The organism is Acidovorax sp. AC410 (assembly GCF_979253235.1).
Genome location: NZ_CEEDCG010000001.1, coordinates 3,933,960 through 3,955,301 on the forward strand (window position 1 = coordinate 3,933,960; position 21,342 = coordinate 3,955,301).

General features: G+C 67.5%; 18 protein-coding genes. 5 read left to right on the top strand and 13 right to left on the bottom strand.

The annotated features are described in order from the left end of the window. Positions 1 to 17: 17 nt before the first annotated feature. The 4 genes from ribBA to AC0IZS_RS18225 form a co-directional block, all read right to left on the bottom strand. Positions 18 to 1,139, bottom strand: coding sequence for a bifunctional 3,4-dihydroxy-2-butanone-4-phosphate synthase/GTP cyclohydrolase II (ribBA, locus tag AC0IZS_RS18210; protein WP_471636884.1), 1,122 nt, complete (start codon positions 1,137 to 1,139; stop codon positions 18 to 20). Positions 1,140 to 1,350: 211 nt separating this feature from the next. Further along, entirely contained in the window at positions 1,351 to 1,644 is a 294-nt protein-coding gene (locus AC0IZS_RS18215) for a 2Fe-2S iron-sulfur cluster-binding protein (protein ID WP_471636885.1), read from the bottom strand. Then, positions 1,641 to 2,285: a DUF938 domain-containing protein gene (locus tag AC0IZS_RS18220; protein WP_471636886.1), complete on the bottom strand. Its 645-nt coding sequence runs from the start codon at positions 2,283 to 2,285 to the stop codon at positions 1,641 to 1,643. Before AC0IZS_RS18220 ends, AC0IZS_RS18215 begins: the two co-directional genes overlap by 4 nt. Positions 2,286 to 2,881: 596 nt before the next feature. Next, positions 2,882 to 3,163: a DUF427 domain-containing protein gene (locus AC0IZS_RS18225; RefSeq protein ID WP_007858480.1), complete on the bottom strand. Its 282-nt coding sequence runs from the start codon at positions 3,161 to 3,163 to the stop codon at positions 2,882 to 2,884. A 183-nt stretch (positions 3,164 to 3,346) separates the two neighbouring features. On the opposite strand from AC0IZS_RS18225, the gene AC0IZS_RS18230 reads away from it, so the two are divergent. Both AC0IZS_RS18230 and gshA read left to right on the top strand, forming a co-directional pair. Continuing rightward, positions 3,347 to 4,255, top strand: coding sequence for an SDR family NAD(P)-dependent oxidoreductase (locus tag AC0IZS_RS18230; protein WP_471636887.1), 909 nt, complete (start codon positions 3,347 to 3,349; stop codon positions 4,253 to 4,255). Positions 4,256 to 4,323: 68 nt separating this feature from the next. Continuing rightward, positions 4,324 to 5,853, top strand: coding sequence for a glutamate--cysteine ligase (gshA, locus tag AC0IZS_RS18235; protein WP_471636888.1), 1,530 nt, complete (start codon positions 4,324 to 4,326; stop codon positions 5,851 to 5,853). Between the two features lie 43 nt (positions 5,854 to 5,896). Here gshA and AC0IZS_RS18240 read toward each other — a convergent pair whose 3' ends face one another. From AC0IZS_RS18240 to AC0IZS_RS18265, 6 genes are all read right to left on the bottom strand, one after another. Beyond that, on the bottom strand, positions 5,897 to 7,087 hold the full coding sequence (locus AC0IZS_RS18240) for a DUF3322 domain-containing protein (protein WP_471636889.1): 1,191 nt from the start codon (positions 7,085 to 7,087) through the stop codon (positions 5,897 to 5,899). After that, the gene (locus AC0IZS_RS18245; protein ID WP_471636890.1) at positions 7,084 to 10,464 is read right to left on the bottom strand and encodes an ATP-binding protein; all 3,381 of its coding nucleotides are present in this window, start codon (positions 10,462 to 10,464) and stop codon (positions 7,084 to 7,086) included. Before AC0IZS_RS18245 ends, AC0IZS_RS18240 begins: the two co-directional genes overlap by 4 nt. Then, a complete protein-coding gene (locus AC0IZS_RS18250) occupies positions 10,457 to 11,107 on the bottom strand; it encodes a DUF4194 domain-containing protein (protein ID WP_471636891.1) in 651 nt (216 codons plus the stop codon). Before AC0IZS_RS18250 ends, AC0IZS_RS18245 begins: the two co-directional genes overlap by 8 nt. 2 nt (positions 11,108 to 11,109) lie before the next feature. Continuing rightward, a complete protein-coding gene (locus AC0IZS_RS18255) occupies positions 11,110 to 12,573 on the bottom strand; it encodes a DUF3375 domain-containing protein (RefSeq protein ID WP_471636892.1) in 1,464 nt (487 codons plus the stop codon). Between the two features lie 238 nt (positions 12,574 to 12,811). Next, on the bottom strand, positions 12,812 to 12,979 hold the full coding sequence (locus tag AC0IZS_RS18260; protein WP_471639552.1) for an oxidoreductase-like domain-containing protein: 168 nt from the start codon (positions 12,977 to 12,979) through the stop codon (positions 12,812 to 12,814). 62 nt (positions 12,980 to 13,041) lie between these two features. After that, positions 13,042 to 13,281, bottom strand: coding sequence for a hypothetical protein (locus AC0IZS_RS18265; protein ID WP_057268064.1), 240 nt, complete (start codon positions 13,279 to 13,281; stop codon positions 13,042 to 13,044). 114 nt (positions 13,282 to 13,395) lie between these two features. Between AC0IZS_RS18265 and ylqF the strand changes: the two genes are divergently transcribed. Both ylqF and AC0IZS_RS18275 read left to right on the top strand, forming a co-directional pair. Beyond that, entirely contained in the window at positions 13,396 to 14,379 is a 984-nt protein-coding gene (gene ylqF / locus AC0IZS_RS18270) for a ribosome biogenesis GTPase YlqF (protein ID WP_471636893.1), read from the top strand. A gap of 114 nt (positions 14,380 to 14,493) precedes the next feature. Next, positions 14,494 to 16,785, top strand: a complete 2,292-nt coding sequence (locus AC0IZS_RS18275) for a putative bifunctional diguanylate cyclase/phosphodiesterase (RefSeq protein ID WP_471636894.1) — start codon at positions 14,494 to 14,496, stop codon at positions 16,783 to 16,785. A gap of 77 nt (positions 16,786 to 16,862) precedes the next feature. Here AC0IZS_RS18275 and AC0IZS_RS18280 read toward each other — a convergent pair whose 3' ends face one another. Both AC0IZS_RS18280 and AC0IZS_RS18285 read right to left on the bottom strand, forming a co-directional pair. Next, positions 16,863 to 17,006: a hypothetical protein gene (locus tag AC0IZS_RS18280; protein WP_471636895.1), complete on the bottom strand. Its 144-nt coding sequence runs from the start codon at positions 17,004 to 17,006 to the stop codon at positions 16,863 to 16,865. A gap of 117 nt (positions 17,007 to 17,123) precedes the next feature. Next, positions 17,124 to 17,576, bottom strand: a complete 453-nt coding sequence (locus AC0IZS_RS18285) for a RidA family protein (RefSeq protein ID WP_471636896.1) — start codon at positions 17,574 to 17,576, stop codon at positions 17,124 to 17,126. A gap of 88 nt (positions 17,577 to 17,664) precedes the next feature. Between AC0IZS_RS18285 and soxR the strand changes: the two genes are divergently transcribed. Further along, complete coding sequence (soxR, locus tag AC0IZS_RS18290) at positions 17,665 to 18,132, top strand: redox-sensitive transcriptional activator SoxR (protein ID WP_471636897.1); 468 nt, start codon at positions 17,665 to 17,667, stop codon at positions 18,130 to 18,132. A gap of 24 nt (positions 18,133 to 18,156) precedes the next feature. On the opposite strand, the gene AC0IZS_RS18295 is transcribed toward soxR, so the two are convergent. After that, positions 18,157 to 21,264 carry a WD40 repeat domain-containing protein gene (locus tag AC0IZS_RS18295; RefSeq protein ID WP_471636898.1) on the bottom strand — a complete coding sequence of 1,036 codons (3,108 nt, stop codon included), beginning with the start codon at positions 21,262 to 21,264 and terminating at the stop codon, positions 18,157 to 18,159. Positions 21,265 to 21,342: the final 78 nt, after the last annotated feature.

Below are 21,342 nucleotides of genomic sequence, written 5' to 3' on the forward strand. Positions count from 1 at the left end.
GGGGTGATCCTGTTCTTTTACTCTTTGGGGATGAAGCCGGTGATTTCGAGGCCGTAGCCGGCCATGCTGGGCATGCGGCGGGGCTGGCCCATGAGCTGCATCTTGTGGACGCCGCATTCGCGCAGGATCTGCGCGCCCACGCCGTAGGTGCGCAGGTCCATGCGGCCGCGCTCGGGCGCCTGGGCGGCGCGCGCCGTGCCTTCGAACTGTTCAAGCAGTTGCTCGGCCGTCTCGCCGCAGTTGAGCAGCACGGCCACGCCCTTGCCCTGGGCGGCCAGGTATTGGAGGCTCGAATCCAGCCCCCAGGAGTGCATGGAGCGGTTGACCTCGAGCGCATCGAACACCGACAGCGGCTCGTGCACGCGCACGGGCACCACGTCGTCGGCGCCCCACTGGCCCTTGACCAGCGCCAGGTGCACGGCCTGGCTGGGTTGGTCGCGAAAGGCGTGCACGGTGAACTCGCCCGCGGCGGTCTGCAGCGTGCGCGTTCCGACCTTCTCGACCAGTGTCTCGTTGCGGCTGCGGTATTCGATCAGGTCGGCGATGGTGCCGATCTTCAGGCCGTGCTCGGCCGCGAACAGCTGCAGGTCGGGCAGGCGGGCCATGGTGCCATCGTCCTTCATGATCTCGCAGATCACCGAGGCGGGACTGCAGCCGGCCATCACGGCCAGGTCGCAGCCGGCTTCGGTGTGGCCGGCGCGCATGAGCACGCCGCCATCCACCGCCTGCAGCGGGAAGATGTGGCCGGGCTGCACCAGGTCTTCGGCGCGTGCATTGGGTGCCACGGCGGCCTGCACGGTGCGCGAGCGGTCGGCGGCGGAGATGCCGGTGGTCACGCCCTCGGCGGCTTCGATCGACACGGTGAACGCCGTGGCGTGCTTGGTGCCGTTGCGCGTGACCATGGGCGGCAGGCGCAGGCGCTCGCAGCGCTCGCGGCTCAGCGTCAGGCAGATCAGGCCGCGGCCGAAGCGGGCCATGAAGTTGATCGCCTCGGGCGTCACGTGGTCGGCGGCCAATACCAGGTCGCCTTCGTTTTCGCGGTCTTCTTCATCCACCAGGATGACGATGCGGCCGGCGCGCATCTCGGCCACGATGTCCTCGACGGGCGAGATCGGCACGGGGGTGAGGGGGGTGTTCATGGAAGGCTTGGGCTTTCTGTGGGGACGGCTGGCGAGGGTGCGCAGCGCAGGTTCCCGTGGCCGGAGGTCGCCACACGGCACACACCTCCAAGAAACCGCCCAAAGAACATGCGATGCGGCGCTGCCGCACGTCAACGGAGCATATTGCCCCGGAAGGCTGCGATTTTAGTCTACCCGCGAGCTCGGCGGGTGGGGATGGGCCTGTGCCAGATCAGATGGCGCTGCCCTGGATCACCACGTCTGACTCAGGGTAGGCCACGCAGGGCAGTACGCAACCCTCGGCCTTTTCCTCGGGCGACAGGCCCGGCCACTCAATGTCGTAGCGCACACGCCCCTCCACCAGCTGCCCGATGCAGGTGCGGCAGGTGCCGTTGCGGCAGGAACTGGGCCAGTCGATGCCGCCCTGCTCGATGGAGACGAGCAGGGGCTGTTCGGGCCAGGCATCGCACTGGGCACCGTCGGGCTCGATGCGGGCGGTGAAGAAGGGGATGGCGGGCTGGGTCATGCGGTGTTGCGAGGGGCTGGGGTGCGTTGCCACACCAGCAAAAGGTTGTTGGCCGGCAGGGCGTGGCGCTCGGCCAGTTGCAGGCCGGCGGCTGCGGCTTCGCGCTCCACGTCAGCGCGGTTGCGGATGCCCCAGGCCGGGTTCTGGGCCCGCAGGGTGGCGTCGAAGCCCTGGTTGCCAGGTGAGGTGGGCACGCCGTCTTCGATGTAGGGCCCGTAGGTGACCAGGCGGCCACCGGGTGCCAGGTGGCGTGCCGCCCCCTGCATCAGCCCCGCACAGCAGGCCCAGGGGGCGATGTGCAGCATGTTGGCGCAATAGATGAGGTCGAAGGGCTCGGCAAAGGGTGCCTGGCCATCGGGCCAGGTGCCGGAGCGCACGTCCAGAAGCACGGCGGGCTGCACGTTGGTGGCACCGGCCTGCAGGGCCCAGCCGGCGATGGCGAAGAACAGCTCGTCCTTGAGGTCCGTGGGCTGCCAGGTCCAGCCGGGCAGTGCGGCGCCGAAGAAAGCCACATGCTGGCCCGTGCCGCTGGCGATCTCCAGCGCGCAGCCGGCTTCGGGCAGCAGGCCGCGCAGCAGGGCCAGGATGGGCGCCTGGTTGCGTTCGGAAGCGGGGCTGCAGGGGAGGGCGGGAGCGGTCATGGGTGTGGACAAAGTGCGGGGCGCGATGCTATCAAATTGAAAGCAAAAGTGGGTTGGCAGGGTCTTTGCCGGTTTGCCTGAATTTTCATCAGCGCAGGGATATCCATTGCAAATCAAGCACTTGGAGCGGCCATACACGGGTTCTCCAGAGTTATCCCCACAATTGTCCAGTGCTGGCAGGGATAACCAGGCGCCTTTTGCCCAAAAAATGGGCAACGCATTCATTCCCTTTGTGAATCAATAACTTGGATCGCTCATACACGGCTTGCCAAAACTTATCCACATGATTGTCCAGCGCAGGCTGGGATAACCACTGGTTTTTGGCGGCCCGGCGCTGCCTCAAAAATGGGCGCTGCGTCGGTTTTCCTTTCAAATCAAGCACTTGCATCGGCCATACAGGACTTGCCCTGGGTTATCCACACGATTGTCCAGTGCTCTCAGGGATAACCCTGGGCTGGCCGGCGTGCCGGGCTGCCCAAAAAATGGGCGCTGCAGTGGTTTCCTTTGTGAATCAATGGCTTGGCGATGCCATACAGGGCTCGCCAAAACTTATCCACATGATTGTCCAGTGCCGGCAGGGATAACTGCCATGCGCTTCAGGCCTCGATTTTCACGCCCTTCCAGAAGGCCACGCGGCCGCGGATCTCGTCGGCCTCGGGCTTGGGATCGGCGTAGAACCAGGCGGCATCGGTGTTCATTTCGCCGTTGACCAGCAGCGAAAGGTAGCTGGCCTGGCCCTTCCAGGCGCACATGGTCTTGTGGTTGCTGAAGGTGACGTACTCGCGCTTGAGCGAGGCTTCGGGGAAGTAGTGGTTGCCTTCGACCACCACGGTGTCGTCGCTTTCGGCGATGGTCACGCCGTTCCAGGTTGCTTTCATGGGAGATCCTTGGGAGAGGGGGAAAGGGGAGCAAGTGCCCGGTGCCAGCCGCGATTTTGCCTGCATGGCCAGCAGTCACGCACGGTACCGGGCTGCGGCGCGATGTGGCTTACAGTCGCTGCGCTGTCGCGGCGCGATCTTGGCCGCCATTTCAAACCAAACCACCACAGGAGAACATTGACCATGGGTATCGATTTCAAGGGCCGTGTGGCCATCGTCACGGGCGCCGGTGGCGGCCTGGGCCGCCAGCATGCGCTGGCATTGGCGGCGCGCGGCGCCAAGGTGCTGGTCAATGACCTGGGTGGGGCGCTGGACGGCAAGGGCGGCTCGGTCGGCGCAGCGCAGGCCGTGGTGGACGAGATCATCGCGGCCGGCGGCGAGGCGATTGCCAACGGTGCCTCCGTCACCGACTATGCGGCCGTGCAGGCCATGGTGCAGCAGGCCATCGACACCTGGGGCCGCGTGGACATCCTGGTGAACAACGCCGGCATCCTGCGCGACAAGTCGTTCAGCAAGATGGAGATGGACGACTTCCGCCTGGTGGTGGACGTACACCTCATGGGCGCCGCGCACTGCTGCAAGGCCGTGTGGCCGCACATGGTGGCCCAGCAGTACGGCCGCATCGTGATGACCACCTCGTCCACCGGCCTGTACGGCAACTTCGGCCAGTCCAACTACGGCGCGGCCAAGCTCGCGCAGGTGGGGCTGATGCAGACCCTGTCCATCGAAGGGGCCAAGTACCACATCCACGTGAACGCTCTGGCGCCCACGGCCGCCACGCGCATGACCGAGGGCCTGATGCCCCAGGAAGTGCTCGACGCCCTGAAACCCGAGGCCGTGGTGCCCGCCATGCTGGTGCTGGCGCACGAGAGCGCGCCCACGCGCACCATCCTGTGTGCAGGTGCCGGCACCTTCGAGGCGGCGCACATCACCCTGACCCAGGGTATTCACCTAGGCATGGGTGTCGATACCCCCGAGCAACTGGCAGCCCGCCTCTCGGAAGTGACCGAGCGCGCTGGCGAGCAAGTACCACAAAGCGGCGCAGCGCAGGGAACCAACGAGGTGAGCAAGGCCATGGCGGCCAGGGTTTAAGCCAGATCCACACGCGCAATCGTGCGCCGTGCTAAGTTCCGGGCCGACACGAGATCGGTAATAAACATATGAGAACTTTGCAGGAACGACTGACCGCCTACCCCGCCGACGCCCTGGCGGGGATACGCCGCGGCATCGAGAAGGAGGGATTGCGCGTGCTGCCCAGCGGGGGGCTGGCCTTGACGCCGCACCCGGCGGCACTGGGTTCGGCGCTCACGCACCCGCTGATCACCACCGACTACAGCGAATCGCAGCTGGAGCTGATCACCGGCGCCCACAAGGGTGTGGACGATTGCCTGAACGAGCTGGCCGAGGTACACCAGTTCGTGCACCGCGCACTGCACGCCCAGGGCGGCGAGCTGATGTGGGCATCGAGCATGCCCTGCGGCCTGCCCACCGACGAGACGATCCCGATCGGCCGCTACGGCAGCTCCAACGTGGGCCGGGCCAAGAGCGTCTACCGCATGGGCCTGGGCCACCGCTATGGCCGGCGCATGCAGACCATTTCGGGCATCCACTACAACTGGTCGCTGCCCGGTGTGGGCAGCGATGACTACTTTGCGCTGATCCGCAATTTCCGCCGCCACGCCTTCGTGCTGTTGTACCTGTTTGGCGCCTCGCCCGCGCTGTGCCCGTGCTTCGTGCAGGGGCGCGAGCACCGGCTGCTGCCGCTGGGCGACAAGGGCCAGGCCATGTACCTGCCGCACGCCACCTCGCTGCGCATGGGGCGCCTGGGTTACCAGAGCGATGCCCAGGCCACGCTGGCGGTGAGCTACAACGGCCTCAAGGGCTACGCCAATTCGCTGCACGAGGCGCTGACCAAGCCCTACCCGGCGTATGAGACGGTGGGCGTGCGCAACCCCGGCGGCGACTACAACCAGCTCGGTACCAGCCTGCTGCAGATCGAGAACGAGTTCTACGGCACCATCCGCCCCAAGCGCACCGTGCGCACGGGCGAGCGCCCGCTGCACGCGCTGCGCGAGCGCGGGGTGGAGTATGTCGAGGTGCGGCTGATGGACCTCGATCCCTTCGTCACCGTGGGCATCACGGCGCAGACCATGCGCCTGCTGGACGTGTTCCTGCTGCACTGCCTGCTGTCCGACAGCCCGCCCGATACCCCCGAGGAGATCGCCGAGCTCCAGCAGAACCAGCACCTCACGGCCGAGCGCGGCCGCGAGCCCGGCCTGGAACTGCACCGCGCCGGCAAGGCCGTGCCGCTGACCACCTGGGGCGCCGAGGTGCTGGCCGAGTGCGAGCCCCTGGCTGCGGCGCTCGACGCCACGCACGGTAGCAAGGACTACAGCGAGGCCCTGCGCGACGCCCGTGGGCTGATGGAGACGCCAGACCGCACGCCCTCGGCCCGCGTGCTGGCCAGCATGGTGCAGGACCACCAGAGCAATTTCGAGCGCTTTGCCTTCCAGCAGTCGGCCAAGGCGCAGAACACGCTGCTGGCCTTGCCCTGGAGCGATGCGCAGCAGGCGCACTACCTGGCGCTGGCCGGCGAGTCCATCGCCGCGCAGAAGGCTATCGAGGCGGCGGATACGCTGGCGTTCGAGCCGTGGCTGGAGCAGTACATGGCGGTGGGGGGGTTGGGCTGAGCCGACGCAGGGGCGGGGCCGCCGTCCTGCCGCCGCGTGTATGTCAAGGGAGCTGGCTGAGCGCGGCCTGCACCCAGCGAAAGCCGATGTGCTCTTGCTCCAGCCGCAAATTCGCCTGCAAGCGGTTGTCGCGCAAGTCGTCGTACAGCGCCTGTTCTTCGCCGGTCAGGCGCGGCAGATCGCGTGCCGTGGGCTTGTCCTCCCTGCCCCACAGCGAGATGTGCTGCAGCAGCGTGGCCCGGTCCATCAGGAGCGACTGGGCGTGCTGCCATTGGTGGCGCAACTGGTCCAATATGGCGAAGCCGTGCGTATCGATGTCACCCCAATAGTGGATCGGGCAGTCGGCAAGCCAGTGGGTCTGCCGCAGCACATCAAAACCATAGCCGCCACCAAAAACCACCACGCTGTTCGGGTGCGGGGGGAGTGACAGGAAGTTGATCTCGTTCTCGGTGATGAAGACACGGGTTCCGCCCAGGTCCAGCCGGGCGAAATCGTTGGCATGCAGGGCCACGTCCCGGCCCAGCGGGCCTGGCAGTACATGCGGGTCCAACATGCGGATGCGGATGCGCATCGGCCTGTGCCGCAGCCCGTAGCGCTCTTCGAAGCGGCTGGCGCCCGATGCGGTCCTGTCGACAGCGTGCTCTGGCAGTGCCATGTCCAGCAGTTCGGTCAGCACGGTGCGATGCGCCTCGATGAACTTGCTGTGCACGCCCGCCACATCGATCTGCCGCAGGTAGATGCCGGGGCGCGGGTTGTGCTGCAGCCACTGCACCACATCCAGCAGGCGAGCCCATTCATCTGCCAGCGCCAGGGCCTGCAAGGGGCGCCTTGCCAGCCAGGGCAGCAGCGTGGGTTGGCGCGCGTGTGTGGCCTTCACCAGGGACTCAAAGCGTGCCAGATCCTTTTGCTTGCCCAGCCACGCCGTCGCGTCTTCCAGGGTGTCTACCCAGATCTGGTCTGGCACCGCGTTGGTTCCCACCACGCGGTGGTGAACGCTGCGCATTTCCACACGGCAGTGGGGCAGCGCTCGCAGCGTGGCCACCCAGCCATGCACCGCGCCAAACTGGTCGGTGATCTCCCTGGAGCTGGGGCCGCGCAGCCTGAGCTGGCACGGGAAAAGGGCGGTATCCGCGGCCAGGGTGTGCCCGCCCGGTACCGTGCATGCCAGAAGCTCGCCGCTGTCCCAGCGCTTCTTGAGTTGGGACAGCAGCTCATCGGGGTGGCTCCAGCTCATTCGACCGCCGCCTCGGGCCGCGAGGCCCTGTATTCCTCGATGGACAGGTTGCGCAGCTGCGAGGACCGGCCATCCGCGTTGTGCACAAAGCCCACGCTGGAGACGAAGGGCTCGATGGTGTGGATTTTCTGCAGCGGGGTGATCACCAGCAACTGCAGTTTGAGCTGGGAGAACAACTGCAGGCCGTACTGGGCGGATTCGTCGGAGCCCCGGCCGAAGGCCTCGTCGATCATGACGAAGTGGAACTTCGGCGAGCGCGCTGCGCCCCACTCCAGACCGAACTGGTAGGCCAGGCTGGCGGCCAGGATGGTGTAGGCCAGCTTTTCCTTTTGCCCGCCCGACTTGCCGCCGGAGTCAGAGTAGTGTTCGTGCTCGCTGTCGTCCTCGCGCCAGCGCTCACTGGCAGCAAAGATGAACCAATTGCGCACGTCGGTGACCTTGGCCGCCCAGCGACGGTCTGCCTCGGTCGTGCCCTCGCGTCCCCGCAGGCGCTCGATGATGCGCTGCACCTGCAGGAACTTGGCTTCCGAGTACTGTGCATCGTCGGAGCCCGTGATGCCGCCCTCGGTGCATGCGCGCAGATCATTGCGAAAGTCGCGGATGTCTGCATCCTGCGCAATCTGCGTCTCCAGGCGGATGGTCCGGCCGGGGTTGTAGTCGATCTGCGTGAGGGAGGTGTTGATTCGGCCGATGCGGTCAAGAATCGTCTCCCGCTCCCTTTCCAGCATGGACAGGAACATGGCCACCTCATGGATGGTGTTTTCGTTGAGCAGGTTCTTGAAGGTGGCTTCAAAGCGCGGCAGATCGTCCGCCTGCAGATTCTCCAGCATGGTGCGGTATTCGTGAGCGGCCTCCATGCTGGCGTCCACCTCCGCCGTTTCGAGAGGGTAGCGGCTCCTGTAGCCGGACATGTCGCGGATGATGCGTTCGCGCAGCCGCTTGAGCAGAGCGTCCTCCGCATCGATTTTCTTCTGGAGCCAGTCACGCAGGTCGCGCTCGCGCGCATCGCACGACTCCAGGGTCAGGGCCTGCCCGGCCTGCGCCTGCGCGCGCAGGGCCTCCAGCAGGTCCAGGTGTTGCGGGTCACTGGGTTGGTCGTGCTCTTCCAGCAGGGATCGGGTCTGTGCGTGCAGGGCCTGGGCGTCGGAGCGCCGCTGCTCGGTCTTGGCACGGGCGTCGCGGTGGCGGTCCATGTCGTCCTCGATCTTCTTCAGATCCCCGAGTACCGCTTCCCTCTGCTCGCCCAGCTGGCGCAGCATGTCGGAGGCTGAACGCAGGGCGTTCTGCTCCAGTTGCAGACGGGCGACGTCTGCCACCAGGGGTTGCCAGTCCAGGTCGAGAAAATCGCTGTACACGTCCAGCCGAGAAAGCGTCAGTGTCTGCTGCTTGAGTTTCTTTTGCTCGTCCTGCCATTGCACGATGCGCTGGCCGATATCGCCCAGTTGTGCCTCCAGCTGCCTCGCCTGGAACTCCAGTGCCTTGACCTTTTCATGGTTTTCCCACCCCAGCACGTAGCGGCTGCGGTCGTCGATGCGATGGCGATCGTCCTTTTCGTGGCGCTCGCCGCCGGACTTGATCTGCCCGCGTGGGGTGATGGCGTGCGTCTCGCGGCGGAACTGCTCGGGCGTGGTGCAGCAGGCCAGGTCGAACCGGTGCGCCAGCTCACGCTCCAGCCAGGGGTAGAAGGGTGTGTCCGGCTGGATCTGCAGCTTGCGCGCCAGGGATTCGCGGTGCAAGCCGGGCATGTCGGCACGCTGGCTGGCGCGGACGCGGTAGTACACCAGCCGGCCCTTCAAATGGGTGGCATCGACCCATTCGTTCACTGCGGCATAGTGGCTGTCGGCCACCAGCAGCGACAGCCCGAAGCCGCCGAGCAGGCGCTCTGCGGCGCCTTCCCAGTCGCGCTCGGTATCCCGTACCTGCAGCAGTTCTCCGGCAAAAGGGAGCGCCCGGGGAGGCAGCCCCAGTGCCTCGCACAGGCGGGCGCGCAACGCGATGTGGTGGGCGGGGATGTTGTTGCTGCGGGCCTTCAGGCTGGCGATTTCGCTGCGCAATTGCGCATGCTCGCGCCGGCCTTCGGTCATGGCCACTTCGTCTTCGATCAGCCGGTTCTGAAGCTCGGCCTCCCGCTCCTGCGCCAGTTGCTGCATGCCCGCCAGGCTTTGCCGCTGCGCCACGAAGTCTGCCGCGCTGCCCATCGTCAACAGGCCTGCTGCCTGTGCGAGCGCGTTGTAGCTGTCTGCCTTGGCCTTGCGGCGTTGCGCCAGGGCATGCTTTTCCTCGATCTCCCGGGCCAGCTGTTCCAGCCGGTCGCCCCCGTTGTCCGCCATGTCTCGGCGCAACTGGCTTTCCTCGGCCTGCTTGGCGGCGCGCAGGCGGTGCAGGCGCTGGACGTGGCCGTCGTGGCGCTCCCACTCGCCGTTCAGGTTCTCGATGCGCTCCTGCAGCAAGCCCAGTTTGTGTTGGGCGAAATAGGGTTTGAGTGCGTCGCGGCAACCGCGCAGGCCCTCGGTTTGTGCGTTCTGGGCATCGTGGCGCTCGCAGTCGGCGACCAGCGGGGTCAGCCGCTCGACCTGGTCCTGGGCCTTGAGCACGGCCGCATGGGCCCGGCTCAGGTCGTCGAAATGGCCGATCAACGCAGCAATGGGGGCGGCCATGTCGAATGGCTCCAGCATGTGGCTGCGCACGAACCCGGTGAGATTGCCCACCGACTTCATGGAGACGGTCTGGTGAAACAGCTCCAGTGCCTGCTCGTTCTCGATGCCGAAGCGGCGGCGAAACCAGGCGCTGTACGGTGGGAAGCTCTCGTGGAGGCTGGCGCCCTGGCTGCGCAGCTTCTTGCGCAGCAGGTTGATGTCACCGCCAAAATCGGAAAAATCGCCGATGATGGAGAGGTCCTTCTCGGCGCACACGTAAAAGCGCGCCGGCTGGCCGTGCGGTTCCTTCATCCAGAACACCTGCGCCAGGGTGACGGTCTGCTGGTACCCTGGGTTGTGGAAGACGCCCAGTATCACCGAATAGCTGCTGGCATCGCGCAGCGCGACGGGCTTGGAGCTGCCGCTGGTTTCGTTGCGCTCGGACTTGTAGTGGCCCAGCACGTAGGAGCGCAGTGAGCGCTCCTTGCCCTCGGCTCCCGCGGCCTTGTTGTAGGCAATGCGCTGGGCCGGCACCAGCAAGGTGGTGATGGCATCCACCACGGTGGATTTCCCCGAGCCTATGTCCCCGGTGAGCAAGGCATTGTGGCCACCCGGGTGCAGGCTCCAGACGCGGCCGTCGAAAGTTCCCCAGTTGAAAACCTCGAATCGCTGCAGCCGCGCGCCGGGCTGCGCGTCGCCTGCGGCGGGCTGCGAGGGGTCGCTGTGCGCACCATCATTCATGGAGCGCCTCGGCTGTGTCGTCTGCCGGTCCGGCCAGTTGCGCCCTGTAGGCTGCCAGGCGTGCGTCGAATTCGCCAAGCCATTGCGCATCGACGAACGCCTTGAGGATGCGCCGCACCTCGTACATGGCTGTCTGTTCCGGTGTGGCGTGCTTGTGGCGGCGCAGAAACCCGAGTTCAACGATCTTGTTCAGGTGTGAGTCCATCTGGTCGATCAGGCGGGCCTCGTTGCTGTGCGGAGGCAGGAAGACCCGTACCATGTCCACCAGCTCGTCGCGTGAGAGCACCAGCCGCGTATCGCCGCCTGCGGCATCGAACTCCAGCAACTTCTTGCGCAGCAAGGTCAGCATCAGGCTCACCGTGAAGGTCAGTGGGCGGCGCGCCACCAGGCGGGGCAGTACCAGCCCGGGTTCGTCGGGGTCGGGGCCTGCGCGCAGGTAGGCAAAGCCCTCGGCCTCATCGACATGCAGCTCCAGTCCCAAAACGCCCACGTAGTCGCGGACCCGGGCCTGCAGGCCCAGCAGCGCATGCCAGCCGGCGGTGTCTGCTTCCTGGTACAGGACACCTTTGAGCAGGGGGACCACCAGGGCGGAGAGGTCATGGGCCGGTGCTGCGGGCGGGGCATTGTTGGCGTTGTCTTCCATAGTCACTTTGCAAAGATCACCCTCGGCACATGGGCGTGCCGGGTCACAGGCAGGGTGTCGGCGCCGCTGCCCGACACGGCGTTCCAGACAATGGTGTCCGAGATGGATTCATCCACCGTGGAAGCGAAGGAGCCTGCGGCCAACTGCAGGTAGGCCACCAGTTCGGCCAGGCCGTGCTGCAAGGGGTGCTCGGCGCAAAGTTCGCCCAGCGTGACCTGGCCCTGGCTTTGCAGGGCACGGCGGATGTGCTGGGCGAGCCTGGCCCTGTCTATCACAACCTGCGAGTACAGCGCTGAAGCGTCCATGTCCGCCTCGCCGGCCTGCAGCGCCAGGTTGGCGATCACCGTCTTGACGCTGGGGGCATGCAGGGGGCGTTCGAACGGCAGCGAAATGTCGGCCTGCGTGTCGTCCACCTCCATGCCGGGGCCGGGTGCGGTGGTATCTCGCAGCCACAGGGCGTGTTCTTCGATATTGCGCAGCAGGTCCATGATGCGGCGATTTTCCAGCCAGGACTGGTCATCCAGAAAGCGCCGCAACTGCTGGGAAAGAAGGGCCACGGTGCGCTGCGTATGCTCACCGGCTTCTATCCAGTCGTAGTGGACGCGGCGCAGGCGGGCGTCGGGCTGGAGTGCCGCCACGGGCGCGAGGCCCAGCACCTGATCGAGCATGGCAGAGAGCTCCTGCTGGCGCCGGCTGGACATCAGAAAGTCCCAGAATGCCCGAAAACTGCGACCCTGGTCGGAGTCGGCAATGGCGTCGCGCTCGCCGAAGATATCTTCCAACAGGGCACCGCGCGAACCCCGCCAGAGCGTGATGCGCTCGCGCACCGTCCTGTCCAGCATGCGAAAGTTGGTTTCCACCTCCCGGAAGTCGGTCAGCAACTCGCGCGAAAGCTGGGTGAACTGTGCAAACCGTTCCTTGACCGCCGTGTCTCCGAGGAGGGGAAGGTCGCCAACCAGAACGCGCGCGATCTCGGCATCGATCTCGTCGCGCTGGCGCTGCAGGTCCACGAGCCGTGTCTGGGCGTTGGTTTGTGTTCCGGTGCTGATCTGGCGCAACAGCTCAAACAAGGTGAGCAGCCGGGACTCCGTGCCCACGAAACTGCGCTCCGTGAGGGTGGCCAGCCAGGCAATGGCTTTTTCGCTGGAGGGCGTCAGGTCAAAGACGGGCGAATCCGAGCCGGCACGGTAGAACTTGCGCAGCCAGCCTTTTTCGGGGTGCGCCCAGTCGTTCAGGTATTCCAGGGCCGGTCGGGGGAAGGCTTGCTCTCCCAACTGCTCCCGCAGCATGTAGAGGTCGTCTTCCAGTGCCTCGCACAGATCCGCCTGGGGCATGACCCGCACGTTGGGTGCCACGAAGACCCGGTGCAGGAAACTGGCCACCAGGGCCGCATGGTCCGAGCGCAGGAGCCGCCAGGCGGAATGGCTTTGGCGTTGCTGTTCCAGGGTGGCATAGTCCAGGGGCATGAATGGGGCTCAGGAAGCTGTTGGGCGCGGATGCGTCACTGGGCTATCCTAAGGCAAGGCTGAACAAGTCCTTCGCGCGTCGCGCACCCTGCTTGGGGCGGTCTGCGGCGTTGCAAATGCTCGCCAGAGCACGTGCGATGGCTGTGCTTTGCGCCTGGCGGCGCATCCCCAATCAGGGTACGTGCCATCGCGAGGACTCATTCAGCGTTGCCCTGAACACTGTGCGTGCAAAGCCCTCTCAGCCGAGCTGTAGCAGTGCCTCCTCGCGCCAATAGTTGGCCGCATCCAGAAACCCCTCCCACACACAGCCATTGCACCCTCGTCCGCAGCAACCCACGGGTTCGGGCGGCGGCGCGCGCAAGCTGATGCCTGCCGCCACGGCCTGCTGCTGCAACTGTGCGAACATCGCCTGGGCCGACGCAGCGTCGGTCGCGCGGGCGGGCACGCCGCTGGTGGCGGTGGTGCCGCTCACGGCTTGCGCTTGGCCCGGCGCAGCAGGTAGTTCACGATGAAGCCGCCGCCCAGCACCAGCGCGAACCAACCCACCAGCGTGGCCTGGGCCATGAGGTCGCGCACGCTGCCCGAGCGCGCCACGTAGGGCGCCAGCAGGATCACCAGGCCGATGAGGGCGCAGGTGACGCCCTTGAACAGCATCTCCTTGTCGGCCTTGGCCTGGGTGGAGGTGCGTGGGGTGTTGTTGGTTGGCATGGAAATGAGGGCAAAAGCGGGCGCCGAAAAACCGCGCGGAAAGCGTTGGAGCCAACCGCGATTATCCTTCCCTCCCTGATTCCCGCTCCGCACGCTCAAGAAAGTACCCCCCGCATGGCCATCCAGTGGTTCCCCGGTCACATGCACCTGACCAAGAAAGCCATCACCGAACGTGTCAAGGACATCGACGTGGTGATCGAGGTGCTGGACGCGCGCCTGCCCGGCTCCAGCGCCAATCCGCTGCTGGTCGAGCTCACGGGGCACAAGCCCACGCTCAAGGTGCTCAACAAGCAGGACGTGGCCGACCCCGCGCGCACGGCGCTGTGGCTCGACTGGTACAACGCCCAGCTCAGCACGGGCGCCGTGGCGCTCGATGCCTCCGAAGCCGCGCCCGCGCGCAAGCTCATCGACGGCTGCCACCGCCTGGCGCCCAACCGGGGCGGCATGGCCAAGCCCATGCGGGTGCTGATCTGCGGCGTGCCCAACGTGGGCAAGTCCACGCTGATCAACACCCTGACCAACAAGCGCCAGGCCAAGACCGGCGACGAGGCCGGCATCACCAAGATCGAGCAGCGCATCACGCTGGCCGACGATTTCTACCTGTGGGACACGCCCGGCATGCTGTGGCCGCGCATCATCATTCCCGAAAGCGGCTACAACCTGGCCGCCAGCGGCGCCGTGGGCCGCAATGCCTACGATGAGGAACTGGTGGCGCTGGAGCTGCTGCGCCGCCTGCAGCAGCACTATGCGCCGCTGCTGGAGGCGCGCTACAAGCTGGGCCTGCCTGCGGGCGCCATGGCCACCATGCACGACGAGGAACTGCTCGAAGCCATTGGCAGGAAGCGCGGCGCCATGCTGGGCGGCGGCCGGGTGAACCTGCAAAAGACCGCCGAGATCGTGATGACCGACTTTCGCACGGCCATCCTGGGGCGCATCACGCTGGAGACGCCCACCGAGTTCGAGGCCTGGCGCGTCGTGGGCCTGGCCGAGGACGCCAAGCGCCAGGCCAAGAAGGACGCGCGCGCCAAGTCCAAGGGCAAGGGCTCGGGCGTGCGCGAGCTGGCACCTGGCGACGACAGCGGCGACGCCGGCTCATAAACGCGCCGGGTGACGGGCGGCTGAACTGGCTGCCCGGCCGGTGGCAATTGAGGACTCGATAGGCGCGGGTTATCGCGTTACCATGGCCTATCACCGGTTGCCACTGCTACCACCATGCGCGCTGTTGCCCACCTGTTGCCCTCTGAGCGAGACGACGCCACCACGCAGCAGCTGGTGCGTGCCGGCTCGTGGGTGGTCGCGGTCACCGGGACCCTGATCGCCGCGCTGCTGTTGCGGGACAGCCCGCTGTCCTGGACGCATGTGCTGCTCAACCTGGGCGCGGGCGGCATGGGCGTGCTGTCCGTGGTGCTGGGCCGAATGGGGCGCTGGCACCAGGCGGCGCTGGTCCTGGTCTGGGGGGTGTGGGGCGTGGTGGCGCTGGTGGCGGCCAGCAATGGCGGCCTGCGCGGGCCCAACCTGCTCAATTTCCCGGTGCTGATCGTGTTTGCCGGCTGGATCCTGGGCGCACGCGCCACGCTGTGGCTCACCGGCTGCACGGGCGTGCTGCTGCTGTTCTTCCTCTGGGCCGACCTGCGCGGCTGGCTGCCGGACGCACGCTACGGCAACCGCCTGGCGTACCTGGCCTACCTCACCGGCGTCCTGGCGGTGACGGCTGCGGCCACGCTGCTGTCGCGGCGCAGCTACCTGCGCCGTGTGCAGGAGGCGCAGCACACCGCATCGAGCCTGGCCGCCAGCGAGGCCGAGCTGCGCAAGCTGCTGCGCGCCGTGGAGCAAAGCCCCGAGAGCATTGCCATCACCGACCTGACCGGGCGCATCGAGTACGTCAACGCCGCCTTCCTGGCCCGCACGGGCTATGCACGCGACGAGGTGCTGGGCCAGCCCTCGGCCCTGGTGTCGAGCAACGGCATGGCCGCGGCCCAGCGCCTGGGCCTGCGCGACACGCTGGCGCGCGGCGAGAACTGGGCCGGCGAGCAGGTCAACCGCCGCAAGGACGGCGCGGAGATCATCGAGGCCGTGGTGGTGGCCCCCATCCGCCAGACCGATGGGCACATCAGCCACTACGTGGAGCTCAAGCAGGACATCACCGAGCGCAAGCGCGCGGCCGAGGAGATCCACCGCCTGGCGCATTTCGACGCCCTGACCAGCCTGCCCAACCGCCGGATGCTGGTGGACCGGCTCGCCACCCTGCAGTGGCGCACGGGCCGTGCCCCTGGTGCACCGGGGGCCTTGCACGCGCTGGTGCTGCTGGACCTGGACCGTTTCACCACCTTCAACGACGCGCGCGGCAGCGAGATGGGCGACCGCCTGCTGTGCGCCGTGGCGCTGCGCCTGTCGGAGTTGCTGCCCGAGCAGGGCCTGCTGGTGCGCGTGGCCGGTGATGAGTTCGCCATCGTGCTGCACGACCTGGCGACCCAGGCTCCGCAGGCCAGCCGCCGCGCGCTGGCCTTTGCCGAGCAGGTGCAGGCGCAGCTGCTGCAGCCGTTGCGCCTGGAGGGCTATGCGGACGAGGCGCAGCTCGGTGCCAGCGTCGGCATCACCCTGTACCCGCAGAGCCCGGCCGATTCGCCCCAGGAGGCGCTGCGCCGCGCGGGGACCGCGCTGCACCGGGCCAAGCAGGCAGGGGGCGGGCGCTCGGCCTTCTTCGAGGAGGGCATGGGCGAGGCGGTGGAGCAGCGCTTTTTGGTGGAACGCACGCTGCGCCAGGCGATCGCGGGCGACGAGCTGCGCTTGTTCCTGCAGTCGCAGGTGGATGCGCACGGGCAGCTCACCGGGGCCGAGGTGCTGGTGCGCTGGCAGCACCCGCGCGATGGGCTGCTGGCGCCCGGCGCCTTCATCCCCATCGCCGAAGAGTCCGACCTGATCGTGAACCTGGGCACCTGGGTGCTGGCGCACTCCTGTGCGCTGCTGGCCCTGCCCGCCATGCGCGAGCGGGGCCTGCGCCTGTCGGTCAATCTCAGCGCGCGCCAGTTCCGCCAGGCAGGGTTCATCCCCCAGCTGCGTTCGCTGCTGGCCGCCTCGGGGGCCGATCCGTCCCTGCTCACGCTGGAGGTCACCGAGGGCCTGGTGATCGACGATTTCGACGACGCCGTGGCCAAGATCCGCGAGCTGGGCGCGCTGGGCGTGGAGTTTTCGCTCGACGACTTCGGCACGGGCTACTCGTCGCTGGCCTACCTCAAGCGCCTGCCGATCCGGGAGATCAAGATCGACCGCAGCTTCGTTCACGAGGCGCCCACCAACGCCGACGATGGGGTGCTGGTCGAGGGCATCCTGTCGGTGGCCAGCCACTTCGGGCTGCGCGTGGTGGCCGAAGGGGTGGAGACGCGGGCCCAGGCCGACTTTTTGCGCCAGCGTGCGCCCGGCATCTTCTACCAGGGCTACCTGTTCGGTCGGCCCGAGCCGCAGGAGGACTGGCTGGCCAGGCTCTCACCAGGCCCTATCGTCTGATTCAAAAAAGAAGGCCCCCGCTGCCTGGGGCAACGGGGGCCTTTCTTCGGTACGGCAACGGGAGTCGCCGGACTTTCTTACTTGTTCTTGTCCTTGCCGCGTGGCACCACGGCCGTCACGGGCGGCATGGGACGGTCGGAGCCGTGGGATTCCTTGGGAATCGACGTGTCCTTCTTGGGCTTTTTCGCCATCTTGTTGCTGCGCTGTTCACCTTTGGCCATGGGTCCTCCTGTGTGGGTCTCCGGATGGGACCGCTGCGCAGCATGGTACGCCACAACCGGGGTACCCGGGATGACCGACGGGGGCTCTTTTTCGGGGTGCCGGGCTGCGTGGTGGTGTCAGGCCTGCGCTGCCGCGACCACGGCCGTGGCCTCCACCTCGACCAGCATGCCATCCAGCGCCAGGCGCGGCACGGGGATCAGCGTGCAGCCGGGCGTGGGCGCATCGCCCCAGACGCGGCGCGCGGCCTCGGTCCACAGGGCCAGGCGGGCCTCGGTGTGGTCCACCACCAGCAGCGTGAGCCGCACCACGTCATGCACGCTGGCGCCCGCCGCCTCCAGCACGGTGCGCATGTTGGCCAGCGCCTGCGCCAACTGCTCGGCAAAGTCGGGTGACAGCTCGCCCGCCAGGTTCTCACCGCCCTGGCCCGAGGCATAGACGGTGCGGCCCGCCAGGGGCGCGACCACCACATGCGTATAGCCGTTGGGGGCCGGGTCGTACACGCCCTCGGGGTTGATGTGGGCGAGGTTGGTGGCGTGGGCCGGGGTCAGGCGCGAAGCGATCCGTGGCATGGGGGAGGTCCTGAAAATCGTGGAAGAGGCTGTTAGTATTCAACCTCAAGTTAAGTTGAGGTCAACGGGCACTTTTGGGAGCAGGGTCATGAAGCAGCAGGGCGACACACACGGCGATTCCATGGCAGAGCTGGCCGCCGATCTTTCGGTGGGCGAGGTAGCGCGGCGCAGCGGGCTGGCGGTGTCGGCGCTGCATTTCTACGAAACACGGGGCCTCATCGCCAGCGTGCGCAGCGCGGGCAACCAGCGGCGCTACCCGCGTTCGGTGCTGCGCCGGGTGGCGGTGATCAAGGTGGCGCAGCGCATGGGCGTGCCGCTGGCCGCCATCGCGCAAGCGCTGCAGGCCCTGCCCGCAGGCCGCACGCCCACGGTGGCCGACTGGCGCCGGCTCTCCGAGCGCTGGCGCGAGGACCTCGACGAGCGCATCCGCACGCTCACGTCGCTGCGCGACCAGCTCGACGGCTGCATCGGCTGCGGCTGCCTGTCGCTCAAGGTCTGCCCGCTGCGCAATGCGCAGGATGCGCTGGCCCAGGAAGGGCCCGGTCCGCATTTCTGATCGGTGCGTGCGCAGCGTCCCCGCTTACCAGCGCAGCGGTGCGTTCTCGTTGTTCCAGAAAATCCAGCGGCTCACCTCCGCATAGGGCGAGGTGCCAATGGAGTAGGGGTCCAGCCCCGTCTCCGTGCGCTGCAGCACGGCCAGGTAGCCGCCGTAGCTGCCCACCAGCAAGGTGCTGCCATCGGGTGAGGCCTCGATGGCGCTGATGCTGCTGCCCACGTGGTGGCGCCACAGCGTGCGGCCTTCATCGTCCATGGCGTACACGTAGCCGCTGGCGTCGCCCATGACGACCATGCCAGGCAGGGTGGCCGAGGCGTACACGCGCCACTGCGCATTGACCACCGTACCCTCGGTGTCGTCGGCCGCCTCCACGGGCGTGGCGATGGTGATGCCGTTGTACAGGTGGCAGGAGTTGAACCACAGCCGCGCGCCGTCGTGCGAGAAGCGCGCGTGGTGCGGGTAGGAGGACTGGGCGGCCAGCGTGCGCAGCGGCCGGCCGTCCTGCGCGCTGAGCAGGATGTGGGCGCTGTCCTGGTCGCCCACGGCGATGAAGCGCTCGTCGGGCGACAGGGCCATGTGCAGCATGTCCATGGCCAGCAGGCTGCCTTGGGGCTCGCCGTCGGCCGCATCCTGGTGGTTCTTGGGCCAGGTGTAGGGGCCGCCATCGTCTTCGTCGCCATCCCCCTCGTCGAACTCCTGCGGGTGCAGGCGCTGCACGCCATGGGCCGCGCTGACCAGGTACACCCCGGTGGGGTTGCGCAGCAGCACGCGCTGGCCGTCGTTGAAGGGAATGATCTCGTCGCAGCGCTGGCCCAGCGCGCCGGCCACCAGACCCATGGAGGGCGGGATGCCCTCATTGCCGGCTGGCAGTGGTAGCTGGGCGATCTGCGCGCCGCCAAAGCCGCGGTGCGTGGTGATGTGCGTGCCGTCGCTCTGCGCAAAGCAGCTGCCATCGGCTGAGCGCCCCAGGCCCTTGAGTGCCGGCAGCAGGGTCAGCGCCGCGCCCTCGATCTGCACCCAGTGCACCGATTCGCTGTAGCTGGGGCCAATGCGCACGAGCATGCGGCCATCGGCCAGCAGGAAGACCGGGCCGATGAACTGACCGGCCTTGGACGCCGTGCGCACGTAGGCATCGGGGGCAAAGGCAAAGCGCTGGCGAAAGCGCGCGGCCAGCGCCTCGTCGGCATGCCGGTTCACCAGGCGGGCGAGCTGCAGCACCGCAGGGGCGCTGGCTTTGCGGGGGTCGTCCGGCAGGTCGGCCTCGGGCGGGTCTTCATCCTCGTCCCCGTCGTCCACTTCGTCTTCTTCGTCCGCACGGGCGGTCATCGCGAACTGGTGGGCGCGGATCGCCGCCACATAGGCTTCGCCATCGGCCTGCCATTGCCCGGACAGCAGCATCAGCTCGGCCGGGAACACGGCCGCGTCCGGCAGGTCGTGCGCCAGCGGCGGGGTGGCCAGCAACTGCACGCTGGTCTCGATGCGGCGCTGCTCGGTCTGTTGCGCCTGCTGCTGCTCGTGCTCTTCCTGGATCCTGGCCTCCACCTGGGTGTACAGGCGCAGCAGCCGCGCGATGTGGTCCACCGCGCCGCGGGGCAGCGTGGTCCGGGCCTCGCTCTGCCGCTGGGTGTACTTGAACGCCACCACCGGCGGGCCCGCGCGGGCCTCGTCGATGTCGAGCTGGTAGGCGCCGTAGGCGTCGTCCGGATCGTCGCCGGGCCGGGGTTCGCCGTTCTCCCAACTGAGCTTGAGCGCGCGGCCGTAGGGCTCGCCCTCGTGCAGGCAGGGCTGGCGCGCACCCACCCACACGTCGCCGTGCCAGGTGCCGTTCTTGTCGCTGTCCCACCAGTCGTTGTACTCCTCGGTGAAGTAGGGCAGGCTGGTGAACTGCTCGATGCGCCGGGGCGTGAGCTCGGCCTGCAGCCGGTGGTACAGCGGGTAGCCGGCGCGCGACTGGCCCACCGCACGGCGCACATAGTCGAGCACGCCGCGCCAGGCCCGGGTAGCGGCCTCGCGTGCCTCGGCTGGCGCCTCGTCGCCCAGCACCTTCCAGCCGTCGGGCGTGCCCTCGGTGTAGCTGCGGTAGATCAGCGTGGCCACCTCGGTGAATGGGATGGGCCGGCGCAGCACGGCAGCCGCCAGGCGTGTCAGCAGGCCGGTGCGCTGGGGCTCGTGCTCCACCGAGAGGTAGAAGTCCCAGGTCTTCCAGACGGTGATGAACACGTTGTCGTCGCGCTGGTCGCCATCGGCATCCACATGCCGGCGGCACAGCGAAAAGTCGGTCTGGCCAAACCAGCCGGGCGCCTTCTTCTCCTTGTGCGTGACGATGGGCGAATTCACCACCGCCAGGATGTTGGCCACGCTGATGGCTTCGTCGGCGAAAAGGTCGCTGGCCAGAGGCATGTCGGCGGTGATCTCGGCGCTGGAGCGCACGGGGCTCTCGCCGGCGCGCACGGCCTCCACCACGCGGTCACGGTCGAGCAGGGCGCCGATGCCGTCCGCACCGTCGTCGATGCCATCGAAGAACTCGGGCGCAAACACCAGGCCTGCCACCTCGGCAGAAAACTCCGCCAGGCTGGGCACGCCGCGCGCTTCGTCGAGCAGAAATTCCACCTGCTCGCCGCCCGCCACCTGCACGTGGTACTCGTCGGTGAACAGCGCCACGCGCGCGGTGAGGCCGCCGTTCACCTGCAGGTCGCCGTGGTTGTAGTGGCCCCAGAGCAGCTCGTCCACCGCGAGCGCGCCCTGCACGTACACCAATTGCCCGCCGATCACCGCATGCTGCACCTGCAGGCTGCCCAGCACCACCAGGTTCGTCGTGCCATCGGTGTCGCTGGCGGTGAGTGCGCCGTCGATGCGCAGGTTGCCTTCGATGAGGACCAGGTAAGGCGCGCGGCGGGGCAGGGGGGCGGCGTCCGGCTGGGTCTGGGCCAAATGGTGCAGGCCGCCATCGGCCACGAGCGGCGTGTCCAGGTGCAGCTCGGGCCACTGCACGTCGCCGGTCACCCAGGCGGCGGTTTCATCGGCCAGCCCCTCGGGGTCGTCGCGCAGGCGCTTGGCGATCCGGCATTCGGCCGGGAGCAGGTGGGCCACATCGGCCAGGGGTACAAAACGCAGGCGGGGCAGGCTGGGCATGGTGCTTTCAGGGCGATGAACAGTCGGAGGGCATCGTACACCGCACGCGGCCCGCCGCAGCACGGTACGGCGTGCATG

What these genes read in the sequence shown, in the direction of transcription:
- ribBA (WP_471636884.1), bottom strand. Translation starts at nt 1,139, where the DNA reads ATGAACACCCCCCTCACCCCCGTGCCGATCTCGCCCGTCGAGGACATC.
- AC0IZS_RS18215 (WP_471636885.1), bottom strand. Translation starts at nt 1,644, where the DNA reads ATGACCCAGCCCGCCATCCCCTTCTTCACCGCCCGCATCGAGCCCGAC.
- AC0IZS_RS18220 (WP_471636886.1), bottom strand. Translation starts at nt 2,285, where the DNA reads ATGACCGCTCCCGCCCTCCCCTGCAGCCCCGCTTCCGAACGCAACCAG.
- AC0IZS_RS18225 (WP_007858480.1), bottom strand. Translation starts at nt 3,163, where the DNA reads ATGAAAGCAACCTGGAACGGCGTGACCATCGCCGAAAGCGACGACACC.
- AC0IZS_RS18230 (WP_471636887.1), top strand. Translation starts at nt 3,347, where the DNA reads ATGGGTATCGATTTCAAGGGCCGTGTGGCCATCGTCACGGGCGCCGGT.
- gshA (WP_471636888.1), top strand. Translation starts at nt 4,324, where the DNA reads ATGAGAACTTTGCAGGAACGACTGACCGCCTACCCCGCCGACGCCCTG.
- AC0IZS_RS18240 (WP_471636889.1), bottom strand. Translation starts at nt 7,087, where the DNA reads ATGAGCTGGAGCCACCCCGATGAGCTGCTGTCCCAACTCAAGAAGCGC.
- AC0IZS_RS18245 (WP_471636890.1), bottom strand. Translation starts at nt 10,464, where the DNA reads ATGAATGATGGTGCGCACAGCGACCCCTCGCAGCCCGCCGCAGGCGAC.
- AC0IZS_RS18250 (WP_471636891.1), bottom strand. Translation starts at nt 11,107, where the DNA reads ATGGAAGACAACGCCAACAATGCCCCGCCCGCAGCACCGGCCCATGAC.
- AC0IZS_RS18255 (WP_471636892.1), bottom strand. Translation starts at nt 12,573, where the DNA reads ATGCCCCTGGACTATGCCACCCTGGAACAGCAACGCCAAAGCCATTCC.
- AC0IZS_RS18260 (WP_471639552.1), bottom strand. Translation starts at nt 12,979, where the DNA reads ATGTTCGCACAGTTGCAGCAGCAGGCCGTGGCGGCAGGCATCAGCTTG.
- AC0IZS_RS18265 (WP_057268064.1), bottom strand. Translation starts at nt 13,281, where the DNA reads ATGCCAACCAACAACACCCCACGCACCTCCACCCAGGCCAAGGCCGAC.
- ylqF (WP_471636893.1), top strand. Translation starts at nt 13,396, where the DNA reads ATGGCCATCCAGTGGTTCCCCGGTCACATGCACCTGACCAAGAAAGCC.
- AC0IZS_RS18275 (WP_471636894.1), top strand. Translation starts at nt 14,494, where the DNA reads ATGCGCGCTGTTGCCCACCTGTTGCCCTCTGAGCGAGACGACGCCACC.
- AC0IZS_RS18280 (WP_471636895.1), bottom strand. Translation starts at nt 17,006, where the DNA reads ATGGCCAAAGGTGAACAGCGCAGCAACAAGATGGCGAAAAAGCCCAAG.
- AC0IZS_RS18285 (WP_471636896.1), bottom strand. Translation starts at nt 17,576, where the DNA reads ATGCCACGGATCGCTTCGCGCCTGACCCCGGCCCACGCCACCAACCTC.
- soxR (WP_471636897.1), top strand. Translation starts at nt 17,665, where the DNA reads ATGAAGCAGCAGGGCGACACACACGGCGATTCCATGGCAGAGCTGGCC.
- AC0IZS_RS18295 (WP_471636898.1), bottom strand. Translation starts at nt 21,264, where the DNA reads ATGCCCAGCCTGCCCCGCCTGCGTTTTGTACCCCTGGCCGATGTGGCC.